This is a genomic window from Pradoshia sp. (assembly GCF_051873915.1).
In the GTDB taxonomy this organism is placed as follows: domain Bacteria; phylum Bacillota; class Bacilli; order Bacillales; family Pradoshiaceae; genus Pradoshia.
Genome location: NZ_JBJEFJ010000028.1, coordinates 45,675 through 68,014 on the forward strand (window position 1 = coordinate 45,675; position 22,340 = coordinate 68,014).

Consider the following 22,340-nt stretch of genomic DNA (forward strand, 5'->3'; position numbering starts at 1 on the left):
TAAATTGTTATATGGTTGCTTTCACTTTCGGCATGAACTGTTCCATTTCTTCGATTACCTTCTCCTTTAGTTCTTCATCCTGCATGGCTAGTTTTATCGTCGTCAGGATATACCCTAATTTCTCTCCGACATCATATCGATTTCCCGTGAATTCATACCCGTACATGGATTGATGTTCTGCCATTTTCTGCATGGCATCCGTTAGCTGAATTTCACCTCCGTTACCTGCTTCCTGAGTCTCTAAATAGGAGAAGATCTCAGGGGTCAGGATATACCTCCCCATGATGGCATAATTAGAAGGAGGATTGCGCTTTGGCTTTTCTACCATCCTCTGAATATGGACCAGGCCGGAATCGATCAGCGGGCCATCTATTACTCCGTAACGATGTGTTTCTTCTTCCGGTACCTCTTTAATGCCAATAACAGAGGACCCGGTTTCTTCGAATTTCTCTATCAATTGTTTTAAGCATGGGACCTCTGCTTGAACGATGTCATCTCCCAATAACACCGCAAAAGGCTCATTTCCAATGAATTTACGAGCACACCAGATAGCATGACCTAATCCCTTCGGCTCTTTTTGACGAATATAGTGAATATCGACCATCGAGCTATGCTGGACCTTCTTAAGCAAATCATATTTCTCATTTTGGAATAACCGTTGTTCAAGCTCATGTGAATGATCGAAATGGTCCTCTATCGCTCTCTTCCCTTTTCCTGTGACAATTAGAATATCCTCAATTCCTGATTCAACAGCTTCCTCCACAATGTATTGAATCATCGGCTTATCAATAATAGGAAGCATCTCCTTCGGCAACGCCTTTGTCGCCGGCAATAACCGCGTACCCAGCCCCGCAGCCGGGATAATGGCCTTCTTTATCTTCAACGGTCTTCAGCTCCTCCTTTTTGTTCTTAATAACGAATTAAATAAACACACTAAAGCGTTAATGAGCTGTGAAGCGGGAGAATGTCTTCCCATTCCAAGCAGATTCGATACACATCTTCTTCGCTTAACACCGGGCCTTTTTGAACTTCGATCAATTCCATATCTGTGTGAGCTTTCAACGCATGCTTTGTTCCAGCTGGTATTTCTATAATGCTTCCAGCCCTCACCTCAAATAATTCATTGTCCAGGATGATGGACCCTTCCCCGGTAAGAATCGTCCAAATTTCTTTTCGTTGTTCATGCCTTTGATAGCTTAAACTGCTGTCAGCTCGAATGGCCATTCTTCTAGTAATCACTTCCGATTCACCCTCGTACAAAGTATGATCAAGGATTTTGTACCATCCCCACCGTCTTTCCTCATACATCGGTCTTTTATTGAAATGGAAGATATATTTCTTTAAATCATGGCTGACACTTTTATCAGATACCAATATGCCATCAGGTCCTGACACAATCACGGCATTGGATATCCCAAGCACGGCTACCGGTATGTCCAGTTCATTAATGATATGCGTATTCTTAGAATCTGGGCATATAACCCCGGAGCCTTTAAAATGTTCAGACATATGCTCAGTCAATGTGCTCCAAACCCCCAAGTCCCTCCACGCTCCGTTATATGGAAGGGCTGCAATGCTCTTCGTCTTCTCTACTACCTCAAAATCAAAGCTGATTTTAGGCAATTGTTCATAATGAGCTAGAAGGTCTGTATAGTTTTGCGGCAATCCCATATCTTCTAAGATTGAAAGTATAAAACCGAGATGAAAGGCAAAGACTCCGCAATTCCATAATGCGCCTTTCTCTATTAATTTCAGGGCATACTCATCAGATGGTTTTTCAACAAAGTGACTGACAAGAACATGGTTGTTTTGCCTTTCCTTAGGGATGATATAGCCAAAACGTGAAGATGGAATGTCCGGTTCTACTCCCATTAAAGCAATGCTTGCTCCGCTCATATCAAGTACATGCTCTAAATCCTTCACAGATTCATAGAAATCATTGTCCACATATGAATCAATCGGCAGGACAGCTACTACCTCCTCAGGAGCAATTCTCTTAACTGACGATAAATAAGCGGCTGTTAAGGCGATTGCCGGGAAAGTATCCCGTCTCTTCGGTTCGACGACTATCGGTACCTGCCCGCCCAGCTGGTTCTTCAAAATATCCATCTGCTTTATACTCGTTGCAATGACCGCTTTATCTTGCAATCCAACTTCACCAAGCTGTCTCCATACTCGCTGTGCCATCGACTCAGAGCTCCCCTTCTGACACTCCAACACCTTCAGAAATTGCTTTGAACGCGAATCATTGGATAAAGGCCATAGCCTTTGACCTGATCCCCCAGAAAGAAGAATGACTTCCATTTCCCTGCACCACTCCTTTAAAGTGTCCTTTCCTGCTACTAGTTATTGCTGAAACTCATATACTTTTGAACGGACCTGATTCCCGTTTAAGGATGCCCCTAGCAATTGCGCTTTCGAATTCTGCAATATGGTTGTCGCCTTCGCTGCTTCCTCCTTCAAGGTCTTCCCGCTCATTAACACGAGTAAGGAAGCTTCGCAAATATTTGCGATGATTTGAGTTTCTGCCGTGTAGAGAATTGGAGAGGTATCAAAGAGAATCATGTCGTATTCCGTACTCAAGATAGAGACGATTTCTTCGATTCTAGCTGCGGTTAAAAGCTCATAGGATGTCTTCGTGATAGCCCCGCTCGGGATGATATGAAGATTGGGAATATTGGAAAGACAGATGGCTTCCTCAACTGATGCCTTGCGAGCCAGAAGATCTATCAGCCCTTCAGAATGATTGATATCAAATAACTGATGGAGCTTTCCTTTTCTCAAATCTGCATCAATCATCATAACCTTTTTATCGTGCTGGGCTAATACGATACCCAAATTTGCCACGGTTGTTGTCTTGCCGTCTCCATGACCCGGAGATGTGATCATAATCGTTTGATAGTCCTTTCCGACTCGTGAATAGGTAATCCCTGAACGAAGCAGACGAAATTGTTCACTAATGACAGATTGCTTATAAAGCTGGGAATATTTCGCACGTTCTTTACTTATAAATAATTCCTTATTAATCTTACGAGTCAAGTGTACGACCTCCAATTCTTACTCCGCTGCTTTCGGTTTGCTGCTTGTTGATTCTCTTGCGGCTGACTTTAATCTCAGGGATATTCCCGACAATAGGGATTCCAAGCTCGTAGACAATATCTCTTTCATTACGAATTGTTGGATCAAGGTACTCCAGCAGAAAAGCAATTCCAATAGCACAAAACAATCCTAGAGCCAGACCAATCATCACATTCCTAATCATATCTGGGCTTAATGCTCCATAAGGCTCCTGCTCGCTTGCGGCAGCCAATATGTTGATATTATCTACTTTCATCAAGGCTACTACTTCCTGTTTAAAAACCTCGGCTATGTGATTGGCAATATCAGCCGCTGCAGCAGGATTTTTATCCTGTACAACGATTTCAACCATTTGCGAGTTCTGGGTTGTATTGACGGCTACCCGGTCATTTAAATCCATAAAGCTAGAATCCAGATTAAGGTCATCTATGACTGTTTCAATGATAGCCGGACTCTTAATCAAGGCTGTATACGTATTGATAAGCTCAATATTGGTTCTCACTTGATTCGGATCGATAGAATTTATTTCATTCTCATCCTTCTTGCTTTTCTTATCATTTGTCTGAGCCTGATTTGATGTCGTGGGATGATTGACAAGTATTTGTGTAGAAGATTCATACATGGGGGATAAAAAGAGATAGGAAATTATACCGCTGGCCAAGGTGGCGGTTAATGTCATTAATATGATTAAATTTACCCGCCTCTTCATCACATTGAGTATTTCTTTGAAACTAACTGTATCTTCCATACCTACCTCCACATTTTGCATTTTTGTTCTTAAAAGAGAACTTATTGTTGATTGTAGTACAGAAAATCTGAAATGAAAACAGTGTTTTATTGTCGAATTTTGCAGTGTAGTTCTCTGATTCACTTTCTTCTCCTATACATAACCAATGTATTCACTTGCCCTTTTCGTATTCCTATATATTTCACAAAGTAAGAATCACTCTCTAAACAACATCATCTTTATAGCGAACAAGCATAGAATCATTTTTTCACTAAACAAATTTCTGAGAAATCACGAACGGCTATTTCTTTCATTCCATCCTATTACGATTAAATCATTTTTTGTCGTAAGCGCTTTCTTTATTGAGAATACACCTTCTTTCCGGACAATAGTCCCAATAGAAAAACACCTTCCCCAGTTGAGGAAGGTGCCTATTGGCACTGTTTAATCTTTTCTAAACGATCCGATTACTCCGGTGGATTGTACGATATTTGTAAAGGCCTGCGGGTCAACCTGCTGAATAATACTTTGTAAATCATACAGCTCATATCGGCTAATGACAATCATGAGCATATATTTATCCTCGCCTGTGAAAGCACCAACGGCCGGAATCATTGTAATTCCTCTGACCAGCTTGGAGTGAATGGCCTTCTTCAGCTCATCTGCATGCTTGGTCACAATCATCGCCGTTACCTTTATATGTCTTGTATGGATTGCGTCAATTACTCTTGTGGATACATAGAGAGAGACAAGTGTGTAAAGTGCCTGCTCTTCAGAATACATGAGCCCTGCAATCACAACAATCGCACCGTTCAAAATCAGGAAGTAGATCCCGATTGGTTTATCATTAATTCGTGAGAGAATCATGGCGACGATATCCATACCGCCTGTTGACGCACCGAAACGCAGGGTAATCCCCACACCAGCTGAACCGATGACACCGCCGAAAACAGCATTAAGTAAAATATCATCCGAGAAGGATTGCACTGGTATTACTTCTAAGAAGAAAGACATTAATACAACAGCCATAAAGCTATAAAATGTAAATGATTTCCCAACCTTAAACCATGCTAAAATAGCAATTGGAATATTCAATAGTAAAACGAGAACACCAGTGGATATTTCAATATTTGTGAAGATACTGAACGCAGCAGAAATAATTTGAGCTGTTCCAGTAAATCCACTTGCGAAGACATTAGCAGGGATTAAGAAAAAGTTCATGGCGATTGCGTTTAATACAGCCCCCACTATGACAGCAATTATTTTTTTTGTTTCATTCCAAACCAATCTTTGTTCCTCCTTAGATGGTATCTATCCATAAACATGATAAAATAAAGTTATAGACAAATTGTGATTTTTCTTTATAATGATTAAACTGTTACTAAAATGAATATTAAAAAAAGAAGGTGCTTTAAAATGAATGTCCAAATTATAGCAGACAGTGCCAGCGATTTGCCATTGGAATACTTCAAAGACAACAATATCATTCTCATACCATTAAAAGTTCATATGGATAATGAAGAATTTAACGATTTAGTGACTATTCAGCCTAAGGTTGTCTATGATGCCATGCGAAATGGGAAAGCCCCTAAAACTTCTCAGGCATCACCTCAAGACTTTTATGAAGCGTTCAGACAGCTTGCGAAGGATAAGCAGCAAGGCTTGTATATTGCCTTTTCCTCCGAGTTAAGCGGTACATATCAAACAGCTGTCATGATGCGTGATGAGGTAAAAGCAGAGTTTCCTGAATTTGAGCTTGAGATCGTTGATAGCAAATGTGCCTCTTTAGGCCTTGGACTTGCTGTTATGGAAGTGGCACGCCATGCAGCTAAAGGAGCAAGCTTAGCTGATTTGACTGAAATCGCCAAATTCCAATGCGCTCATATGGAGCATCTATTCACTGTAGCTGACTTGACCTACTTGGCTCGCGGCGGACGTATCTCAAAATCTTCCGCATTTATCGGCGGTCTTTTAAATATCAAACCGCTGCTTAATGTGGAAGAAGGCAAATTGATTCCACTTGAAAAATTCCGCGGAAAGAAAAAATTAATGCGCGCCGTCATGGATACAATGAAAGAACGCGGCGACCGTCTCGACCACCAAATCATCGGCATCAGTCATGGTGATGACATGAAAGAAGCGTTGGAATACAAGGCTCTCATTGAAGAGACATTCCATCCAAAATCTGTTTATATTTCATCAGTCGGTGCAACAGTCGGTGCTCACTCAGGTCCTGGGACCATTGCAATCTTTTTCTTGAATCAGCTTCCTGAATAAACCATTTAGTGCATACATTATTTTTCCCCATTCACACCATACTAGACATGAATCAATCAATTAATTGGTCTAGGGGGCAATAAATAATGTCATATCATACATCTGACAATGATAAGAAAGCACGTGATAACCAAGCGAAGCATGAGATTAAAAATATTCAAGAAGAACAAAATCGAAAAGCTGGAAAAAAATCATTTTCCAAAAAAACCGATCATTTATGATGAAATCATAATTTACATCTTATAACGACCAAATAGAGGATTTCAATCAAAATCCTCTATTTTTTATTGAAATTGAATAAGTTCGGAATATTTCCTATAATAGGCTCTGAATAAGACTGCTTGAAAACAAGAAATTGGAGGGATCCATATGGCAAAAGAAAGCTCCTTTGATGTAGTATCAAAAATAGATTTTTCAGAGGTTACGAACGCTGTGACCCAAGCAATGAAAGAAGTAAAAACCCGTTATGATTTTAAGGGAAGCAAAAGTGACATTAAGCTCGAAAGCGAAGAGCTTGTCTTAGTTTCCGATGATGAATACAAACTTGGCCAGCTTAAAGACGTACTTCTCAGCAAATTAATTAAGCGCGGTGTTCCTATCAAAAATTTAGATTATGGAAAAATTGAGGGTGCATCCGGCGGGACTGTCCGCCAAAGGGCTAAGCTTGTCCAAGGTATCGATAAAGATAATGCAAAGAAAATCAACCTAATCGTAAAGAATGCCGGTACAAAGGTTAAATCACAGATTCAAGAAGACCAAATCCGTGTGACCGGTAAAAGCAAGGATGACCTTCAACAAGTCATTGCAGCGATTCGAGAGGCAGATTTATCAATAGAGGTTCAATTTATTAATTTCAGATAAAGAAACGGGAAGCAGAGATTCCATGCCTGCTTCCTTTTTTCATTTAAAAGAGACAATGCCTCAGAGTCACTCATCCTAATATTACATTTTAAGGTTTCTTTTTCCTGATATGAGGAATAACAATAGAGACCAACGTTAAGAAAGGATGATTTAAGATGAACGAAGATATTACATTAGGAAAAGACGGATTCCCGAAACAGGCGCAAGATGTGCAGCCTGGAATGACAGAAGAGATGCATCCTCATCCAATTGAAGTGGATGAAAATTATAAAGGCAGCGATAAACTGAAAGGAAAAACAGCCATCATCACAGGAGGTGACAGCGGAATTGGCCGTTCGGTCTCCCTCTACTTTGCCAAGGAAGGCGCAGATGTAGCCATTGTCTATTTGAATGAGCATGAAGATGCCAATAAAACGAAAGATATGGTAGAGAAAGAAGGCGTCCGCTGCATGCTGCTCTCAGGAGATGTCGGGGACAGCTCATTTTGCCGTGAGGTTGTCGATAAAGTAAAATCCGAATTCGGCAAGATTGATATCCTAATCAATAATGCGGCTGAACAGCATGTGAAGGAAAGCCTTTTAGATATCAGTGATGAACAGTTGGAGAAAACTTTCCGAACAAATATCTTCTCCATGTTTTATTTAACTAAAGCAGTCCTTCCTCATTTATCGAAAGGCAGTTCCATTATCAATACAGCATCCATCACAGCCTATCAAGGAAACCCTCAGCTTATTGATTACTCCTCCACCAAGGGAGCAATTGTTTCCTTTACAAGGGCATTAGCCAATAATATTGCTGACAAAGGCATTCGCGTGAACGGTGTAGCACCAGGTCCAATCTGGACACCGCTCATCCCGGCAACGTTCCCGGCAGATAAAGTGAAGGAATTTGGCCAAAACGCACCGCTTGGCCGTGCTGGACAGCCAGCAGAGCTAGCTCCAGCCTATGTTTACTTAGCGAGTGATGATTCTTCTTATGTGAGCGGACAAGTAATCCATGTAAACGGCGGCTCAGTCGTGAATGGTTAAATAAAGAATACCCCCGGCTTTCATCTGAAGCCGGGGGTTTATTTTATTGAGAGAATTGATTCAACATCTCTTTAGTGGGCATTCCTTTTTGGGCACCCATTTTCGTAATAGAGAGAGCTGCTGCTTTATTGGCAAAACGGATAGCTTCCCCAAGCTTGCTGCCTTCGCAAATCGCTACGCCCAGTGCTCCATTAAAGGTATCTCCTGCACCGGTCGTATCACAAACCTTGACCGAATGGGCAGGAATCTGCCTTTTCTTTCCATCTTCATAATAGAGTACTCCCTCATCACCCAATGTGATGATGAGCTTCGAATATAGTTCTTCATTGGAAAAATCCTCTAAAAGGGCCTGATATTCATGCTCATTAGGCGTTATGTAATCGGCTGACTGAACGATTTCTGCGGGCAGCTGTGTGATTGGTGCCGGATTTAAAATAGTCCTGGTACCGGCCGCTTTCGCAATCTCCAGTGCCTTTTGCACACAATTAAGCGGTACTTCAAGCTGAACAAGAAGCAGATCACTTTCTTCTATTAGACTCCTGTTCTCTTCAATCCATTCAGGCTTCAACTTATGATTAGCTCCTGGTACAACAATAATGCGGTTATCCCCTTCAGAAAGGATGATACTAGCTGTTCCGCTCGAACCCTCAACCCTTTTGACTGCCTCGGTCTGTATACCTTCTTTCTTCAGAACCTCTAGAAGCTCATCCCCTAAATAATCTCTTCCAAGACAGCCAATCATGGATACCTCTGCTCCGAGTCTGGCTGCAGCAACAGCCTGATTGGCTCCCTTCCCGCCTGGCATGGTCGCAAATGTCTCTCCCATGACGGTTTCTCCAGCTACAGGTACTTTTTTTACCGATGTAACCAGGTCCATATTAATGCTTCCTACTACTACGATTTTGATTGTCATCAAATCACCTCATCTTTTATATAAGATTCCCTTCTAAAAGGCAACCTCATCTCAACCGGTCAGTAGAACATAAAGAAGCTTAGGAGCAATCTCCCAAGCTTATTGGTTTCTTCCTCCGTTTATTTCCGCAACGGATGAGCGCAGCACGAGCTGATAAGGAACAATCATCCTCATAGCCGGACTATCAGGCTCTTTAATTCTCGTTAACAGTAATTTCACGGCCTGGTAACCGAGCGATTCAATATTGATATCGACGGAGGACAGAGGCGGCTTAGATAATTGTGCCAGCAACACATTATTGAAGCTGAAAACAGAAATATCCCCAGGGACATCTATCCCTAGTTCATCTAGCATATTCAGCACACCAAGGCTCATAAAATCATCCGCGACAATCAAGGCAGTTGGAGAATTCTCCAAGTTCATCAACCGCTTAACCGCTTCCTTTCCGCCTTCTAGCATGAAGTCTTCGTGTATAGCATACTCCTTACGCATCGGAATTCCCGCTTCCTTAAGCGCTGCCTCATAGCCCTTCACCCGCTCTATCGTGACAACAAGGTCCGCATTCCCGCCTATAAAGGCGATATCGGTGTGGCCGCAATCCAGCAAGTATTGCGCTACATCCTTGCCAGCCTGAAAGTTATCATTATCCACATGGGTAATACTGCTTTCATATTGATACGGTTTGCCGATTACTACGAATGGAAAATTTGCTTTCCTTAAATAATGAAGCACCTTATCGCCGACCTTCGAATAGAGAAGAATCAACCCGTCCACACGACCGCCATGAACCATTTTCTCTACTTCCCCGTAAATCTCCTCTTCGGTAATCCCCGTCGTGATCTGAAGGCCAAGGCGGTCATCATGCGCCGCCTGGCTCAGCCCCTTCATAACCGTTGGAAAGAAGGGATTTAGGAATGATCCGTCCCCTGATTTCGGCATGATGATACCAAGTACATCACTTGATTTACTAGCCAGACTTCTTGCGATGAAGTTCGGGTGATAACCAAGTTCACTCATCGCCTTCCGCACTTTTCTCTTTGTCTTTTCACTGATTCGCGGATTGTTGGCAATCACTCTTGATACTGTAGACGGAGCCACATTTGCCAATTTTGCAACATCCTTTATGGTTACTGCCATACAATCAGCCTTCCTTTCTTAGCAGCTTTACAGGAGATACACAACCGTCTCATAGGGAGATAGGAGGAATGGATTTGATTGCCTGTCCTTCTTCTCATAATTGCTTAGGATCATTTCCATCTCTTTACCGGCAAAATCCGGCAATTCAACGGCTTGCTCTTCTCTGCTGAAATTATTAATAATTAATGCCGTCTGTTTCCCGTCATTACGAGAATAGGCGAATATATGCTGATCATCTTCCAAATGAAGCTTGAAATCCCCATAAATTAAGCATTCATGCTGTTTACGCAGCTGAATCATCTGCTTATAGAAATGAAGAATAGATTGAGGATCATCCTCTTGCTTCCTCACATTGATTTCTTGATAGTTAGGATTGACCTTCATCCAAGGCGTTCCCTTCGTGAAACCAGAATTGGACGATGAATCCCATTGCATCGGAGTTCGCGAATTATCTCTTCCGCTCTTCCAGATGATTTTCATTAGTTCTTCATGACTCCTGCCCTTTGCAAGCTCCATATAGTAGAAATTCTTCATGCTAATATCATCATAATCCATTATGGATTCAAATGAGACATTCGTCATCCCAATTTCCTGACCTTGATAAATAAAAGGTGTTCCCTGCATGAAGAAATACATGGCGCCAAGCATCTTAGCGCTCTCTTTCCAATATTTCTGATCATCTCCAAGTGTCGAGACAATTCTAGGTTTATCATGATTTTCGATAAATAGAGCATTCCACCCTTTGCCATGCAAGCCTGTCTGCCATTTATTCATGATTGCTTTATAGGCTGCAAGGTCGAGCTCGGTTTCTGATTCCTTCTCCCACAGAGCCAAATGCTCAAATTGAAAGACCATATTAAAGGCGCCAATCTCCTCATTCACCCAAGGGTCAGAATTCTCACTGCTCACCCCGCTGGCTTCACCGACTGTCATGATATCATAGCGAGAGAATGTTCTTTCTTTAAGCTCCTGGAGAATATCATGAATACCCTCTTGATTCGTATAGAAGGAGAAGCCAGGAATCTGTGACTGGTCATCGGCTTCGGCATTAGGGAAGCCTTCTTTTTTCTTAATATGGCTTATAGCATCAATTCTGAATCCATCAATGCCCTTATCAAGCCACCAGTTAATCATACGATAGACCTCTTCGCGCATCTCCTTGTTTTCCCAGTTCAGATCAGGCTGCTTTTTCGCAAAGACATGCAAATAATATTGCCCGCTTGCCTTATCATACTCCCAAGCACTTCCTGAGAAGATGCTCTCCCAGTTGTTTGGCAGCACATCCTCTGCCCCATCGCTCCAAATATACCAATCCCGTTTTGGAGAATCAGGAGAAGACTTGGATTCAATAAACCATGGATGCTCATCACTTGTATGATTAACAACCAAATCCATGATCAGCTTCATCCCCCGTTTATGCACTTCAGCCAGTAAACGGTCAAAATCCTCCATCGTACCAAATTCATCCATAATATCTTGATAATCACTAATATCATATCCATTATCTTCATTTGGCGATTGATAAATAGGACATACCCAAATCACATCAATCCCTAAGTATTTAATATAATCAAGCTTACTGATGATGCCTTTTAAATCGCCAATTCCATCTCCATTTGAATCCATGAAGCTTTTCGGATAGATTTGATAACAAACTGCTTCTTTCCACCATCTCTTTTTCATAAGCACCCTACCTCACTCAACTCTTTTTCTCCATCAAGCATTCGAAGCCCCCATTCCTACAGGCCCAAAATACAGGTGAAATCATGCAAAAGAAGGGAGCGCTTACACTCCCCCTATATTTTCGCTATCTTTAATTCGTTTGTCTACCCCTTTTCCTCGCAAGGATCAAGAAAAGGATAAAGGCAATAGGAACTAAAATAAGAACAGCCAGGAAGCCATAATTTATGCCAGATTCCTTTTCTACCAAGTAAACTTCGGCCATCTCCCGCTCTAGGGTAATACTAAATGTACCATTCTGTTCCCTGACAAGATCTGTATTCAATTTTCCTCGAAGCTCTTGATTGTCCTGAATAAAGGCTGAATCAAGCTGAATCGTTTTCGTTTTCGAACTGTTATTGATAGCTGCAATCATTGTCTGCTCTTCTGTTTCTCTTTTAAAAACAACCATCCCATCCTCTGATTGCAGGAGCTCCAAATCACCCGTCCTTAGTGCAGGGTACTCTTTCCTAAGAGCAGATAACTGTTTCATATAATCTATGAGCTCTTCGTCTGTGCGGAAATTCATCATTCGATGGTTGTCCGGCTTTTCTCCGCCATTCAAGGCAATCTCAGAACCATAGGTTACAACAGGGATACCCGGCATTGTATACATATAGGTTAAAGCCATCTTCCACCGTGTCCCTGGAAATTGCTTAGCCCGCTCAGTTTCCTTCGTAAATCTTTCTGTGCGCTCTGTATCGACTGAAATGCCTGTGGTATAAGGAGTGTTTAAGGCTCCAAAAAGCGTCTCCCATCTCTTAAACAGGCTGTCCATCTCAACATCTGTCGTTGAAAATGCCTCTCTCATGCCCGTCATCTGCTCTTCATCGAGCATGCCAATGCCCAGCTTCTCTGCTTTATCTGCATCCACATCTCCGATAAAAAAGAAATCCGGACGGTCTTCCCTGATTGCACTAATCATTTCTTCCCAGAAAGACTGGGGTACATAATTCATATAAATAAGCCGATAACCATCAATACCGGTTTCCTTAATCCACCATTTGGCCGCATCAATTAAATAGCTTGAAACCTCCGGATTTTCCTGCGCTAAGTCTGGTTTTCCATCGAGCCAGCCAGTCTCTTGCTTGTCCGTTTGTCCGTTTTCTGTGATGGCTCTCTCTTCATGGAACCAGTCCTTCTTACCATTCTCTTCAAGCCACGGATGACCTTCCCCGACATGATTCACCTGAAAATCCAGCATAATCTTCATATCGCGATCATGTGCTTCCTTGACCAGCTTTCTCAATTCCTCCATTGTTCCATAGTTCTCATTAACGGCCGTAAAATCAAGCGGCGAACCGCCCGTATAATCTCCGTTCATGTTTTGGATAACAGGATTGAGCGCAATGGCCGTAAATCCCATTTCCTTTATGTAATCCAGCTTTTCCGTAATACCTGCAAAGTCTCCCCCTTGATAGGTGTTCATATCATCAATATTGACTTCCTGATCATTTTGTGTATTACCGTTGTAAAATCTGTCTACCATTACATAGTAAATGGCATCATCCTGCCAGTCCGCCGCACTTCCCGGTTTAGAAAAAAGCGGGAAGAGAAGAAGCGGTACAAGCAGGATGACGATGAGTTTTTTCAGCATATTTTGTCCCCCCAAGATTATCCATACAGGATAACCTTATCCTTTCGTCCCTCCTGCCGTCAAACCAGAAACAAAATATTTTTGTAATAGTAAGAAAAGGAGGGCAATAGGGATGGCAATCAAGACAGAACCAGCTGCGAACTTGGTAAATTCAGCTCCAAACTGCTTACCGACCATTGAGTATAACCCAACCGCAAGCGTATACTTCTCACTCGAGCTGATGAGAATCTTTGCAAGAATGAAATCACCAAAAGGAGCCACGAATGAGAATAGAGCCACAACCGCAATAATTGGTTTAGCTAGCGGCATAACAATCTGGAAGAAAATCCGCAAGTGTCCCGCACCATCCATTTTCGCACTTTCATCCAGGTCACGCGGAATGGTATCCAAATATCCTTTCATCAGCCATGTGTTCATTGGAATCTGACCGCCGACATAGAGCAGTACCAAACCAAGATGGGTATCAAGCAAACCTGTTCTCATCGCCAGCACATAGATAGCAATAAGCGCAGCGAAGTTCGGAATCATTTGTAGAATTAAGAATGTCATCAACCCGTTTTTCCGTCCGACAAAGCGGTAGCGGGAAAATGCGTAAGCAGTAAAGGAGACGGAGATGACCGTCAACACCATCGTCATCACACTGATTTTGATGGAGTTAAAATACCAGAGCAGATAATCACTGTTTTCTAAATCGAATAATTCCTTGTAATGGCTTAATGTCGCATTATCCGGAATCATCTTGGAGCCTGATAAGCTGTCGCCCGGATTAAAGGAGGAGCCGATAATCCAGAGAACAGGATAGATGATGATGGCAAACATAATGCCGATGACAAGATAGGTTAATGATAAACGGACGAACTTTCTGCTATTCTTACTCTTCATCACATCATATCCTCCTCTTGGAATGATTTTGTTCTCTTAAACTGCCACAAGGCGACAGACATGACAATCAAGGAAAGAATCATTGTAATAGCCGCTGCTTTTCCATATTGTCCAGCAGTCATGGTTAAACGGTAGATCCAGGAAATCAAAATGTCTGTTCCCCATGCGTTCTGTCCAGCAATCGCCGGTCCGCCATTATTAAATAAGAAGATAATATTAAAGTTATTGAAATTAAATGTGTATTGCGTGATGATAATCGGCGCTGTCGCATAAAGCACGAGCGGAAGGGTAATCTTCCTGAATTTTTGCCATACATTTGCCCCGTCAATTGTAGCTGCTTCATACAGGTCTTCCGAAATGGATTGCAGGACACCCGTTGTCATCGCAAAGATGAATGGGAAACCAAGCCACCCTTGAATCAGAATCAGTGCCAGTCTCGTCCAGTTGGATTCTGTCATCCAGCTGATTGGATCAATGCCGAGGCTAGCCAGGATGGTCGTGTTAATGACACCGAATGATTCATTGAACATTCCTGAGAATACCAAGATCGATACAAACGCCGGAACTGCCCATGGCAAAATGAATACTGTTCGTATAATGGCTTTCCCTTTAAGATCCTTTTGGTTCACCAGTACTGCCAGGAATATTCCCAATGCCACTTGGAGGGTGGTTGCCGCAAATGTCCAAATAAGCGTCCAGCCAAACACGTTGAAGAAGGTCTTTCTCCAAATATCAATCTTGAAAATATCAATAAAGTTTTGCAGCCCAACCCAATCAACCAAATTGGCCGGCGGGGAATGGTAGAGATCATAGCTCGTAAAGGCGAGCAGGAATGAAAAGATAATTGGAAAGATGACGACGAAAACGAGCAGCAATACTCCCGGTGATATAATCAAATACGGGAACCCATTATCAATCAAATTTTGATACTGTTCACGCAAGGAATTTAAAGGAATCCCTAAATCTCTCTTTTTTCCATTCTGATAAGCATCAAATAGGTTGATTCCATATATCACAAGCCCGATGACCGTAATCAGGAGTGCTAGAATTCCATCAATTAATAAACGAATCGAATGATCGAGCATCGGAATCTCTCCGAGTGTGATCAATCCCCAGAATCCTAAATTTAATGTTTGAAAGAATGTAGCAAGATAAATAATGGTTAGGATTAAATACATGGACCCTTTAAGCTTCTGCCCATTATAGAACTGTCCAACCCCAGGTATAATTGAGAGCAGCAAGGCATTCCTCGCGTGTTTCGTCCGCGTTGCTTGTGGCTCGATGTTCATTTGCAGACTTTCCATTTCGGAAGACTCCCCTTTCTTAGGAAAAGAAACTTCTTCTTTTCTTCTTCTCTATAAGAGGATGGGCATTACCCTCAGCATAGGATAATGCCCATCAGGTTCTTTATTTACTGTGATTTGTTTCGATATTTGTTTGTATCGTTTTAGCTGCCTCGTCCATTGCTTCCTGCGGCTTAGCTTTATTGGTTGCCAATGTTTGAAGGGCAGTTGCCATTGGACCCCATACCTCTGCCATTTCTGGAATGTTCGGCATTGGAATCGCATATTGAGATTGAACAGCTACTGCTTTAGAGAACTCGTCATCTGCGATGATTGGATCCTCAATCAGTTTCTTAACAGGCGGGATTTCTTTTGTCTTTTCAAAACGAATCTTGGCATTATCATAGTTTGTCAGGAACTCAACCAATTTCGTTGCCCATTCCTTGTTTTTCGTATAAGCAGATACATGCCATCCCTTAACACCCATGAATGTCGTCATATGCTCGCCATTTGGAAGTGTCGGCATTGGTGTTGCACCTATATCTATTCCAGCATCCATATAGCCTTGGAAAGCCCATGGACCGTTTTGAACGGAAGCTAATTTACCTTCATTGAACAAGCCGTCCTGAGCAGATCCGCCTGATTCTCCGATAACCCCTTTAGGGAACAAGCCTTCTTTATACCATTTTTGGATGTACTCAGCACCTGCCACGGCTCCTTCGTTGTTCAAACCAAGGTCTTCCCTTTGCAAGGCACCATCTTTCTCTCCAAATACATATCCACCCATGCCGCCAATGACTGCGTACGCATGATAGAAGTTATCCCATAAGGCGATGAAGCCGAACTTCTTGCCATCTGTGAAATCTTTGGCAAAATCATATACTTCATCCATTGTAGCCGGTGCTTCAGGCATTAATTCTTTATTGTAAATGAATACCGGTGTTTCGGTTGCCTTTGGTAGGCCATATAATTTACCGTCATATGTTTGTGCTTGGATGGAAGATTCCGTGAATGTATCAAGGACACTTTGTTCAACAGAAATTTCCTGAATCGTCCCTTCTTCAGCCAGCATACCGATTTGGTCATGAGGCAAAGTCAGAACGTCCGGACCTTTGTCAGCTGGTCCATCAAGGCGAATTTGGTTTCTCATATCCTCTGAGATTCCATATTCCTTGAACTCTACTTTAATGCCGTGTTCCTCTTCGAACGCTTTTGCAGCTGGTTCTAAAGCCACACTTTTATCTGTATCTTCCCAAACAACTAATTTCTCAGGTTTATTACCGTCTGAACCGCTTCCCTCTTTGCCTCCTGCACTTTCTTCTCTATCTGGTCCGCAGGCTGCAAGAATACCAACTGCAAGCATTAACACCATTACAATGGAGAATGCTTTCTTCATGGGTCAACCCCTCCTCTTATTATGTAGCCAAGAATACAAACGGTTGCACAAAGTGACAAAATAAAAAGGCAGTGAAATAACATGCTTCGACATATTCACCCTATGAAAGCGATTGCAATCTTAACACCTTTATTATACTGTATTATCAATAATTAACAATACATTTTTACCAAATTTTTAAAAGTGTTACAAAACTGCCACTTTTGGGTAAATAATAACAGTTTATCCGAGTAATTTATGATTTCATTGAACTTTCAGCTTAGAATAGCTATAGTAAAGAATAGAATCAATGCAAGCGATTGCACTTTGAGAGGAGAGAAAGTATGGATAAATCATCGGTTATACATTTCGCACGAGACCAGTTTCTTTATAGTTCATCCCTGGATTCCATCACCATCATGATTATGGCGAAAAAAGGGGACATCGCTAAAATGGAGCTCGTCCATGGAGACCCTTATGATTTCAAAGGATCCAACTGGATCTATAAGACTACAGACATGCGCTATACCGGAAGTGATGAACTCTATGATTACTATCGTAAGACAATTGAACTGCCCCATCGCCGGGCCCGCTATGCTTTTCGCCTTACAGATCATGAAGGAAAAACAGCCTATTTCTCTGAGAAGGGATTCTACGATAAGCTGCCTGAAGTAGGTCTGCTATTCGCCCTTCCTTACCTGCATCATACAGAAGTATTCAGCGCACCGGATTGGGTAAAGGACACAGTCTGGTATCAAATATTTCCTGAACGTTTTGCCAACGGGAATAAGGAGCTGGACCCTGAAGGAACACTTGAGTGGGGCAGCGCGGACCCGACTCCGGAAAACTTCTTCGGTGGTGATCTTGAAGGGGTTATCAATCATTTAGATTATTTAAAGGAGCTAGGCATCACAGGCATTTACTTCACCCCTATCTTCCATGCTTTCTCTAACCATAAATATGACACGATAGATTATATGGAAATCGACCCGCAATTTGGTACGAAGGAAACCTTAAAGAAGCTTGTCGATGAAGCCCATGCTCGCGGCATTAAGGTCATGCTGGATGCCGTCTTCAATCATAGCGGTTATCATTTCAAGCCATTTCAGGATTTACTTCAACATGGGGAGGCATCTAAATATAAGGATTGGTTCCACCCGCATTCCCTTCCTCTCGATGAACAGAAGGTCAATTATGATGCATTTGGGTATGTGGCATCTATGCCGAAATTAAATACAAAAAATCCAGAGGTCAAAGAATATTTACTCCAAGTCGCGAAACACTGGATTCTGGAGTGCGGAATTGACGGCTGGCGGCTCGATGTCGCCAATGAGGTTGATTTCGATTTCTGGCGCTCATTCAGAAAGACCGTCAAAGAAGAGAAGGAGGATGCCTATATCCTCGGGGAGATTTGGCATGATTCCATGCCATGGCTGCGCGGCGACCAATTCGATGCCGTGATGAACTATCCATTCTTAACAGCAATCCTTGAAATGTTCTCCTCTGAGACATTGGAGCCGACCGAATTCGCTGAGAAGATGACAAAGGTCTATCATATGTATCCTCATACAGTAAACAAGGCCGCTTTTAATCTGATTGGCAGCCATGACACACCGCGGATTCTGACTGAATGCCAGGGAGATATCAAGAAAGTTAAACAAATCTATACGATCCTGTTAACTTTCACTGGCACGCCTTGCATTTATTATGGAGACGAGATTGGTATGGATGGCGGGCAGGACCCCGGCTGCAGAAAATGCATGCCATGGGATGAGAATGAACAAGACCGGGATATGTTTGAACATGTACAAACATTGATTGCTCTGCGCAAAGAACATCCCGTTCTTGCCAATGAAGGAGATTTGCTGTTTGTCCATATTGACTCAGAGGTCGTCATGTATAAACGAGAATCTGCGAATGCAGATGCTTATGTCCTTATTAATCTAGGAGATAACGAAAAAGAGCTTTCCATAGAGGAATGTGTTGGTGCCTCTCTTCTATATGCTAATCCAGAGACATCCTTTACAGATACGTTGTCCATATCCAAACGAGGATTTGCCATCTTGAAAAAGGAGAAATGAGTTCAAGCAGGTGCATTGCGCACCTGCTTTTCTATTACATTAAGATTCCTTTAATCTAGCTGACCAAATCAAAAAGAAAATCGGCAGGAGAAAGCAAAGCCCTATTAGGATGACAGCAATGAAAAGCTGGATAATATGGTCCTCCCCGGCAGCCTCCTTCAGGAAGGCTAGATTCATGAAGATGATTGATATAGACGCTAAATATTGCATATGCGTCATCATTCTTCTCCCCTTCATATACTGGAAGTCTTTGTTTTTATCTGTCAGATTAAAATACGTATAGCTCTCGGGTCTCCGTTTAAGAAACCCTAAGATAAGCCAAGCAGCCAAACTGATGACAGGCAAAATAAATAATATATACTTACTCCCAAATCTATCTGCCTGGCCATCCGTATAATGAATGGCAATCTCATTCGGCAGATTTCCCCATTCAACAAACAAAAAAATGAAATGCACGACCAGTACCGCCAGATAAGCAGCCAATGAAGTTCGATCAAGATTATCCCCTTTATGAACCAATTCTCCACCTCCGCTAAACGTAGATATCTTATTATATCATCGTTCACTTTCACGAAATGACTATCCAATAAAAAAACCTGACGCGCTTTGGCGGCAGGTAGCAGGTCAATCCTCTATCTGGATATGATAATGCTTAAACCATAAGTCAACCTGAATCAAGTATGCAAGCAATTGCGGTCCATTCATCAATTGCCCGTACCAAGGAGTTTTGAAGGAGGCTCCGCCTGTATCAATGAGTTCCTTGAGCTGTTCTTTATCAAAGAATTCCAACAGCGGTGAATTCCCGTCCTCCAGAAGCTCCGTCAGCCAATCCTTTGCCAGCTTTGTATACAAAGGATGATGTGTTTTCGGATACGGACTTTTCTTGCGATAAAGCACCTCCTCCGGCAGCACCCCCTTGAGCGCCCTGCGCAGGATTCCTTTTTCACGGTTATCAGCCATCTTCATCTCCCATGGAATATTCCATGCATATTCAACAAGACGATGGTCGGCAAACGGCACCCTTACCTCAAGGCTCGCCCCCATGCTCATCCGGTCTTTCCGGTCCAGAAGATTGGTCATGAACCATGTCATATTCAAATAGAATAATTGTCTTCTTTTCTGCTCCAGCTCAGATTCCCCATCAAGAAGCGGCGTTTCTGCCAAGCTTTCCTTATATCTTGCTTTCATGTATTCTTCGAGATTGAGCTTGGTTTGCCAGTCGCTTCTAAGTAATGCCTGCCTTTCCTTGATCGACCTCATCCAAGGGAAAGCATCGTTAGATAGACTTTCAGGGTTATGGAACCATGGATAACCGCCAAAAATCTCATCGGCGCATTCCCCTGACAGACCGACGACAAAATCCTTTTTAATATTTCGGCAGAACCATAGCAAGGAGGAATCAATGTCTGCCATTCCCGGTAGATCCTTAACCATAACGGCTTCTGAGAGATTCGTAATTAAGTCCTCCTGGCTGATGACACAATAATGATGATTGGTGCCAAATTCATTCTTCATTAACTCAATCCAATATCCATCTGAGTTAGGCTGGAAATCGTTTGCCACAAAATGGGTCGCATTATCCTCATAATCAATGGAATACGTATGAAGCGGCGCCTTCCCTTCCGCATGGAATTGCTTAGCAGCAATCGCTGTAATTGCGCTGGAATCCAGGCCTCCAGATAAGAACGTGCAAAGAGGTACATCTGAAACCAGCTGCCTCTTTACGGCATCTGTCACCAGATAGCGAACCTGTTCGACCGTTTCATCAAGGGTTCCCTCATGTGCCTCACTCTTCACATTCCAATACCGCCAAATCGACAATCCATCACGGCTGAAGATCATGGCATGGGCAGGTCTTAGTTCAGCAATATTCTTGAATACACCTGCACCAGGCGTACGAGAAGGCCCGAGTGAAAAGACTTCTGCTAATCCTTCACGCGTAATGACCGGTTTTACATCCGGGTGGGCAAGCAGTGCCTTGATCTCAGAGCCAAATAGGAACTGGCCATTCTTTAAGGAATAGAAAAAAGGCTTAACACCAAGCCGGTCCCTCGCAGCAAAGAGCTGCTGCCTCTCTCCATCCCAAACGGCAAAGGCGAATATCCCATTGAAAAAATCCACGCATTTTTCTTTCCATTCCATATAGGCTGTTATCAAGACTTCTGTATCCGAATGACCCTTAAATGAATATCCTTTTAATAAAAGTTCTTTTCTAATATCTTCGGTGTTATACAATTCTCCATTGTAGCAAAGGACATACTTGTGGCCGTTTTTTTCACGGGCCATCGGCTGCTTTCCGCCTTCTGGATCAACGACGACCAGCCGCTTATGCCCAAGTCCAACATGCTTATCATCCCAGATATTCATGTCATCCGGTCCTCGCTTGGAGAGGGTATTCGTCATAGCCGTTAAAATCACTTTTTCCTGATTAATCGATCTGTCGTATTCTACCCATCCAGTAATACCACACAAAATAACATCATCCTTTCAAAACAAGCCTGTGGCCCATTCCTGCTTACATGATATGCATTACTCAAATAGATGGTTAATTGTCCAGAGTTTCAAGAGTCGGGTTATAAAAGGCACCATTTATGTCAATCAATAAGATAGGTGCCAATTAACACATTTCAACAGGGCTTAATCCTGGCTGGCTAATCCCTGTTTACTGCATTTGGAGGCGCGAACATGAACAATCAGCTGCGAACACAACTGTTAAGTGCCCAGAAAAGGGCGCACACAGAAGGCGTTTTTGAGAACATTAATGACCAATGGGTGTTTTTTGATGAAGAGACCGATGAAGCCTATCCTTTAGAGGAATACATGAACAATGAAATCTCCATCTTCCGAAACAACCGCTGGCGCAAAGGAATCCTTGTCGAGGACGGCAAGCTCTTATGCGGATCGGAATTAATCTTCATCATGGATGAAGACCGGGTCCGAATCAAAAAGAATCTGCTTTATTCACTTGAACGATTACTAGATGAGCTTTACGATGATGCCTTCTATCAATTCGTCACAGCCTTAAATGGAATGAACTTCTCCATCTATGACTGTATTTACGGCTATAACCAGCTATCCTTCATGACATCCGACCATCTCTCTGGAACCAATTTTTATATATTTGATAATGGAGAATATATATGCTCTGTCCATCATCATTTCAACCAGAAAGAGAAGGATCACAATCGTTTTGAGTTCACCTTGAATACAGGAAAGAAAGTCCTTATTGAAAAATTATTATCGTAAAACAGAAGAAAAAGGGCAGCTCCATAAGCTGCTCGATTAGAAAAACAGGTGATGAATGATTTCTTATCATTTCGTACCTGTTTTTCTTGTTTTACCTGCAAATTTGGATTTTCTGGATTTGTCTATACTTTGTCCT

The 22,340-nt window shown here is 42.3% G+C and carries 20 protein-coding genes; 6 read left to right on the forward strand and 14 right to left on the reverse strand.

Annotated features, from left to right (window positions below):
- Window positions 1–7 precede the first annotated feature (7 nt).
- The 5 genes from galU to ACI35L_RS03060 all read right to left on the reverse strand — a co-directional run bounded on the left by galU (window position 8) and on the right by ACI35L_RS03060 (window position 5,092).
- Window positions 8–883, reverse strand: a complete 876-nt coding sequence (gene galU / locus ACI35L_RS03040; protein WP_049671814.1) for a UTP--glucose-1-phosphate uridylyltransferase GalU — start codon at window positions 881–883, stop codon at window positions 8–10.
- 50 nt (window positions 884–933) lie between these two features.
- Window positions 934–2,304 (reverse strand): sugar phosphate nucleotidyltransferase, encoded by a 1,371-nt coding sequence (locus tag ACI35L_RS03045; protein WP_439802212.1) that lies wholly within the window; start codon window positions 2,302–2,304, stop codon window positions 934–936.
- Between the two features lie 42 nt (window positions 2,305–2,346).
- On the reverse strand, window positions 2,347–3,039 hold the full coding sequence (locus ACI35L_RS03050) for a CpsD/CapB family tyrosine-protein kinase (protein WP_049671816.1): 693 nt from the start codon (window positions 3,037–3,039) through the stop codon (window positions 2,347–2,349).
- On the reverse strand, window positions 3,029–3,826 hold the full coding sequence (locus ACI35L_RS03055) for a YveK family protein (protein ID WP_439802213.1): 798 nt from the start codon (window positions 3,824–3,826) through the stop codon (window positions 3,029–3,031). Before ACI35L_RS03055 ends, ACI35L_RS03050 begins: the two co-directional genes overlap by 11 nt.
- A 423-nt stretch (window positions 3,827–4,249) precedes the next feature.
- Window positions 4,250–5,092 (reverse strand): YitT family protein, encoded by an 843-nt coding sequence (locus ACI35L_RS03060; protein WP_049671818.1) that lies wholly within the window; start codon window positions 5,090–5,092, stop codon window positions 4,250–4,252.
- 129 nt (window positions 5,093–5,221) lie between these two features.
- Here ACI35L_RS03060 and ACI35L_RS03065 point away from each other — a divergent pair, with 129 nt between their 5' ends.
- From ACI35L_RS03065 to ACI35L_RS03080, 4 genes are all read left to right on the forward strand, one after another.
- Complete coding sequence (locus tag ACI35L_RS03065) at window positions 5,222–6,082, forward strand: DegV family protein (protein ID WP_439802214.1); 861 nt, start codon at window positions 5,222–5,224, stop codon at window positions 6,080–6,082.
- Window positions 6,083–6,168: 86 nt separating this feature from the next.
- Window positions 6,169–6,303 (forward strand): DUF3941 domain-containing protein, encoded by a 135-nt coding sequence (locus tag ACI35L_RS03070; protein ID WP_082197160.1) that lies wholly within the window; start codon window positions 6,169–6,171, stop codon window positions 6,301–6,303.
- 148 nt (window positions 6,304–6,451) lie between these two features.
- Entirely contained in the window at window positions 6,452–6,943 is a 492-nt protein-coding gene (locus ACI35L_RS03075; protein ID WP_049671820.1) for a YajQ family cyclic di-GMP-binding protein, read from the forward strand.
- 155 nt (window positions 6,944–7,098) lie between these two features.
- Entirely contained in the window at window positions 7,099–7,971 is an 873-nt protein-coding gene (locus ACI35L_RS03080) for an SDR family oxidoreductase (RefSeq protein ID WP_049671821.1), read from the forward strand.
- 43 nt (window positions 7,972–8,014) lie between these two features.
- On the opposite strand, the gene rbsK is transcribed toward ACI35L_RS03080, so the two are convergent.
- The 7 genes from rbsK to ACI35L_RS03115 all read right to left on the reverse strand — a co-directional run bounded on the left by rbsK (window position 8,015) and on the right by ACI35L_RS03115 (window position 16,898).
- The gene (rbsK, locus tag ACI35L_RS03085; RefSeq protein ID WP_439802215.1) at window positions 8,015–8,884 is read right to left on the reverse strand and encodes a ribokinase; all 870 of its coding nucleotides are present in this window, start codon (window positions 8,882–8,884) and stop codon (window positions 8,015–8,017) included.
- Between the two features lie 99 nt (window positions 8,885–8,983).
- Window positions 8,984–10,021, reverse strand: a complete 1,038-nt coding sequence (locus tag ACI35L_RS03090; protein ID WP_439802216.1) for a LacI family DNA-binding transcriptional regulator — start codon at window positions 10,019–10,021, stop codon at window positions 8,984–8,986.
- Between the two features lie 27 nt (window positions 10,022–10,048).
- The gene (locus tag ACI35L_RS03095; RefSeq protein WP_439802217.1) at window positions 10,049–11,704 is read right to left on the reverse strand and encodes a glycoside hydrolase family 13 protein; all 1,656 of its coding nucleotides are present in this window, start codon (window positions 11,702–11,704) and stop codon (window positions 10,049–10,051) included.
- Between the two features lie 130 nt (window positions 11,705–11,834).
- Window positions 11,835–13,337, reverse strand: coding sequence for an alpha-amylase family glycosyl hydrolase (locus ACI35L_RS03100; RefSeq protein WP_439802218.1), 1,503 nt, complete (start codon window positions 13,335–13,337; stop codon window positions 11,835–11,837).
- Between the two features lie 36 nt (window positions 13,338–13,373).
- On the reverse strand, window positions 13,374–14,219 hold the full coding sequence (locus tag ACI35L_RS03105; protein ID WP_049671826.1) for a sugar ABC transporter permease: 846 nt from the start codon (window positions 14,217–14,219) through the stop codon (window positions 13,374–13,376).
- Window positions 14,219–15,514: a carbohydrate ABC transporter permease gene (locus tag ACI35L_RS03110; RefSeq protein WP_049673002.1), complete on the reverse strand. Its 1,296-nt coding sequence runs from the start codon at window positions 15,512–15,514 to the stop codon at window positions 14,219–14,221. The genes ACI35L_RS03105 and ACI35L_RS03110 overlap by 1 nt, the downstream gene beginning before the upstream one ends.
- A 112-nt stretch (window positions 15,515–15,626) precedes the next feature.
- A complete protein-coding gene (locus ACI35L_RS03115; protein WP_049671827.1) occupies window positions 15,627–16,898 on the reverse strand; it encodes an extracellular solute-binding protein in 1,272 nt (423 codons plus the stop codon).
- A gap of 323 nt (window positions 16,899–17,221) precedes the next feature.
- On the opposite strand from ACI35L_RS03115, the gene ACI35L_RS03120 reads away from it, so the two are divergent.
- Window positions 17,222–18,958, forward strand: a complete 1,737-nt coding sequence (locus ACI35L_RS03120; RefSeq protein WP_439802219.1) for a glycoside hydrolase family 13 protein — start codon at window positions 17,222–17,224, stop codon at window positions 18,956–18,958.
- Window positions 18,959–18,997: 39 nt separating this feature from the next.
- On the opposite strand, the gene ACI35L_RS03125 is transcribed toward ACI35L_RS03120, so the two are convergent.
- Together ACI35L_RS03125 and asnB are read right to left on the reverse strand one after the other, a co-directional pair.
- Window positions 18,998–19,477 carry a DUF1648 domain-containing protein gene (locus ACI35L_RS03125; protein ID WP_439802220.1) on the reverse strand — a complete coding sequence of 160 codons (480 nt, stop codon included), beginning with the start codon at window positions 19,475–19,477 and terminating at the stop codon, window positions 18,998–19,000.
- 105 nt (window positions 19,478–19,582) lie between these two features.
- On the reverse strand, window positions 19,583–21,430 hold the full coding sequence (gene asnB, locus ACI35L_RS03130) for an asparagine synthase (glutamine-hydrolyzing) (RefSeq protein ID WP_439802221.1): 1,848 nt from the start codon (window positions 21,428–21,430) through the stop codon (window positions 19,583–19,585).
- 213 nt (window positions 21,431–21,643) lie between these two features.
- Here asnB and ACI35L_RS03135 point away from each other — a divergent pair, with 213 nt between their 5' ends.
- A complete protein-coding gene (locus ACI35L_RS03135; protein WP_049671831.1) occupies window positions 21,644–22,204 on the forward strand; it encodes a DUF2777 family protein in 561 nt (186 codons plus the stop codon).
- Window positions 22,205–22,340 lie beyond the last annotated feature (136 nt).

Coding starts and splice junctions, on each gene's coding strand:
- ACI35L_RS03045 (WP_439802212.1), bottom strand. CDS start 2,304: ATGGAAGTCATTCTTCTTTCTGGGGGATCAGGTCAAAGGCTATGGCCT.
- ACI35L_RS03055 (WP_439802213.1), bottom strand. CDS start 3,826: ATGGAAGATACAGTTAGTTTCAAAGAAATACTCAATGTGATGAAGAGG.
- ACI35L_RS03065 (WP_439802214.1), top strand. CDS start 5,222: ATGAATGTCCAAATTATAGCAGACAGTGCCAGCGATTTGCCATTGGAA.
- ACI35L_RS03070 (WP_082197160.1), top strand. CDS start 6,169: ATGTCATATCATACATCTGACAATGATAAGAAAGCACGTGATAACCAA.
- ACI35L_RS03075 (WP_049671820.1), top strand. CDS start 6,452: ATGGCAAAAGAAAGCTCCTTTGATGTAGTATCAAAAATAGATTTTTCA.
- ACI35L_RS03080 (WP_049671821.1), top strand. CDS start 7,099: ATGAACGAAGATATTACATTAGGAAAAGACGGATTCCCGAAACAGGCG.
- rbsK (WP_439802215.1), bottom strand. CDS start 8,884: ATGACAATCAAAATCGTAGTAGTAGGAAGCATTAATATGGACCTGGTT.
- ACI35L_RS03090 (WP_439802216.1), bottom strand. CDS start 10,021: ATGGCAGTAACCATAAAGGATGTTGCAAAATTGGCAAATGTGGCTCCG.
- ACI35L_RS03095 (WP_439802217.1), bottom strand. CDS start 11,704: ATGAAAAAGAGATGGTGGAAAGAAGCAGTTTGTTATCAAATCTATCCG.
- ACI35L_RS03100 (WP_439802218.1), bottom strand. CDS start 13,337: ATGCTGAAAAAACTCATCGTCATCCTGCTTGTACCGCTTCTTCTCTTC.
- ACI35L_RS03105 (WP_049671826.1), bottom strand. CDS start 14,219: ATGAAGAGTAAGAATAGCAGAAAGTTCGTCCGTTTATCATTAACCTAT.
- ACI35L_RS03115 (WP_049671827.1), bottom strand. CDS start 16,898: ATGAAGAAAGCATTCTCCATTGTAATGGTGTTAATGCTTGCAGTTGGT.
- ACI35L_RS03120 (WP_439802219.1), top strand. CDS start 17,222: ATGGATAAATCATCGGTTATACATTTCGCACGAGACCAGTTTCTTTAT.
- ACI35L_RS03135 (WP_049671831.1), top strand. CDS start 21,644: ATGAACAATCAGCTGCGAACACAACTGTTAAGTGCCCAGAAAAGGGCG.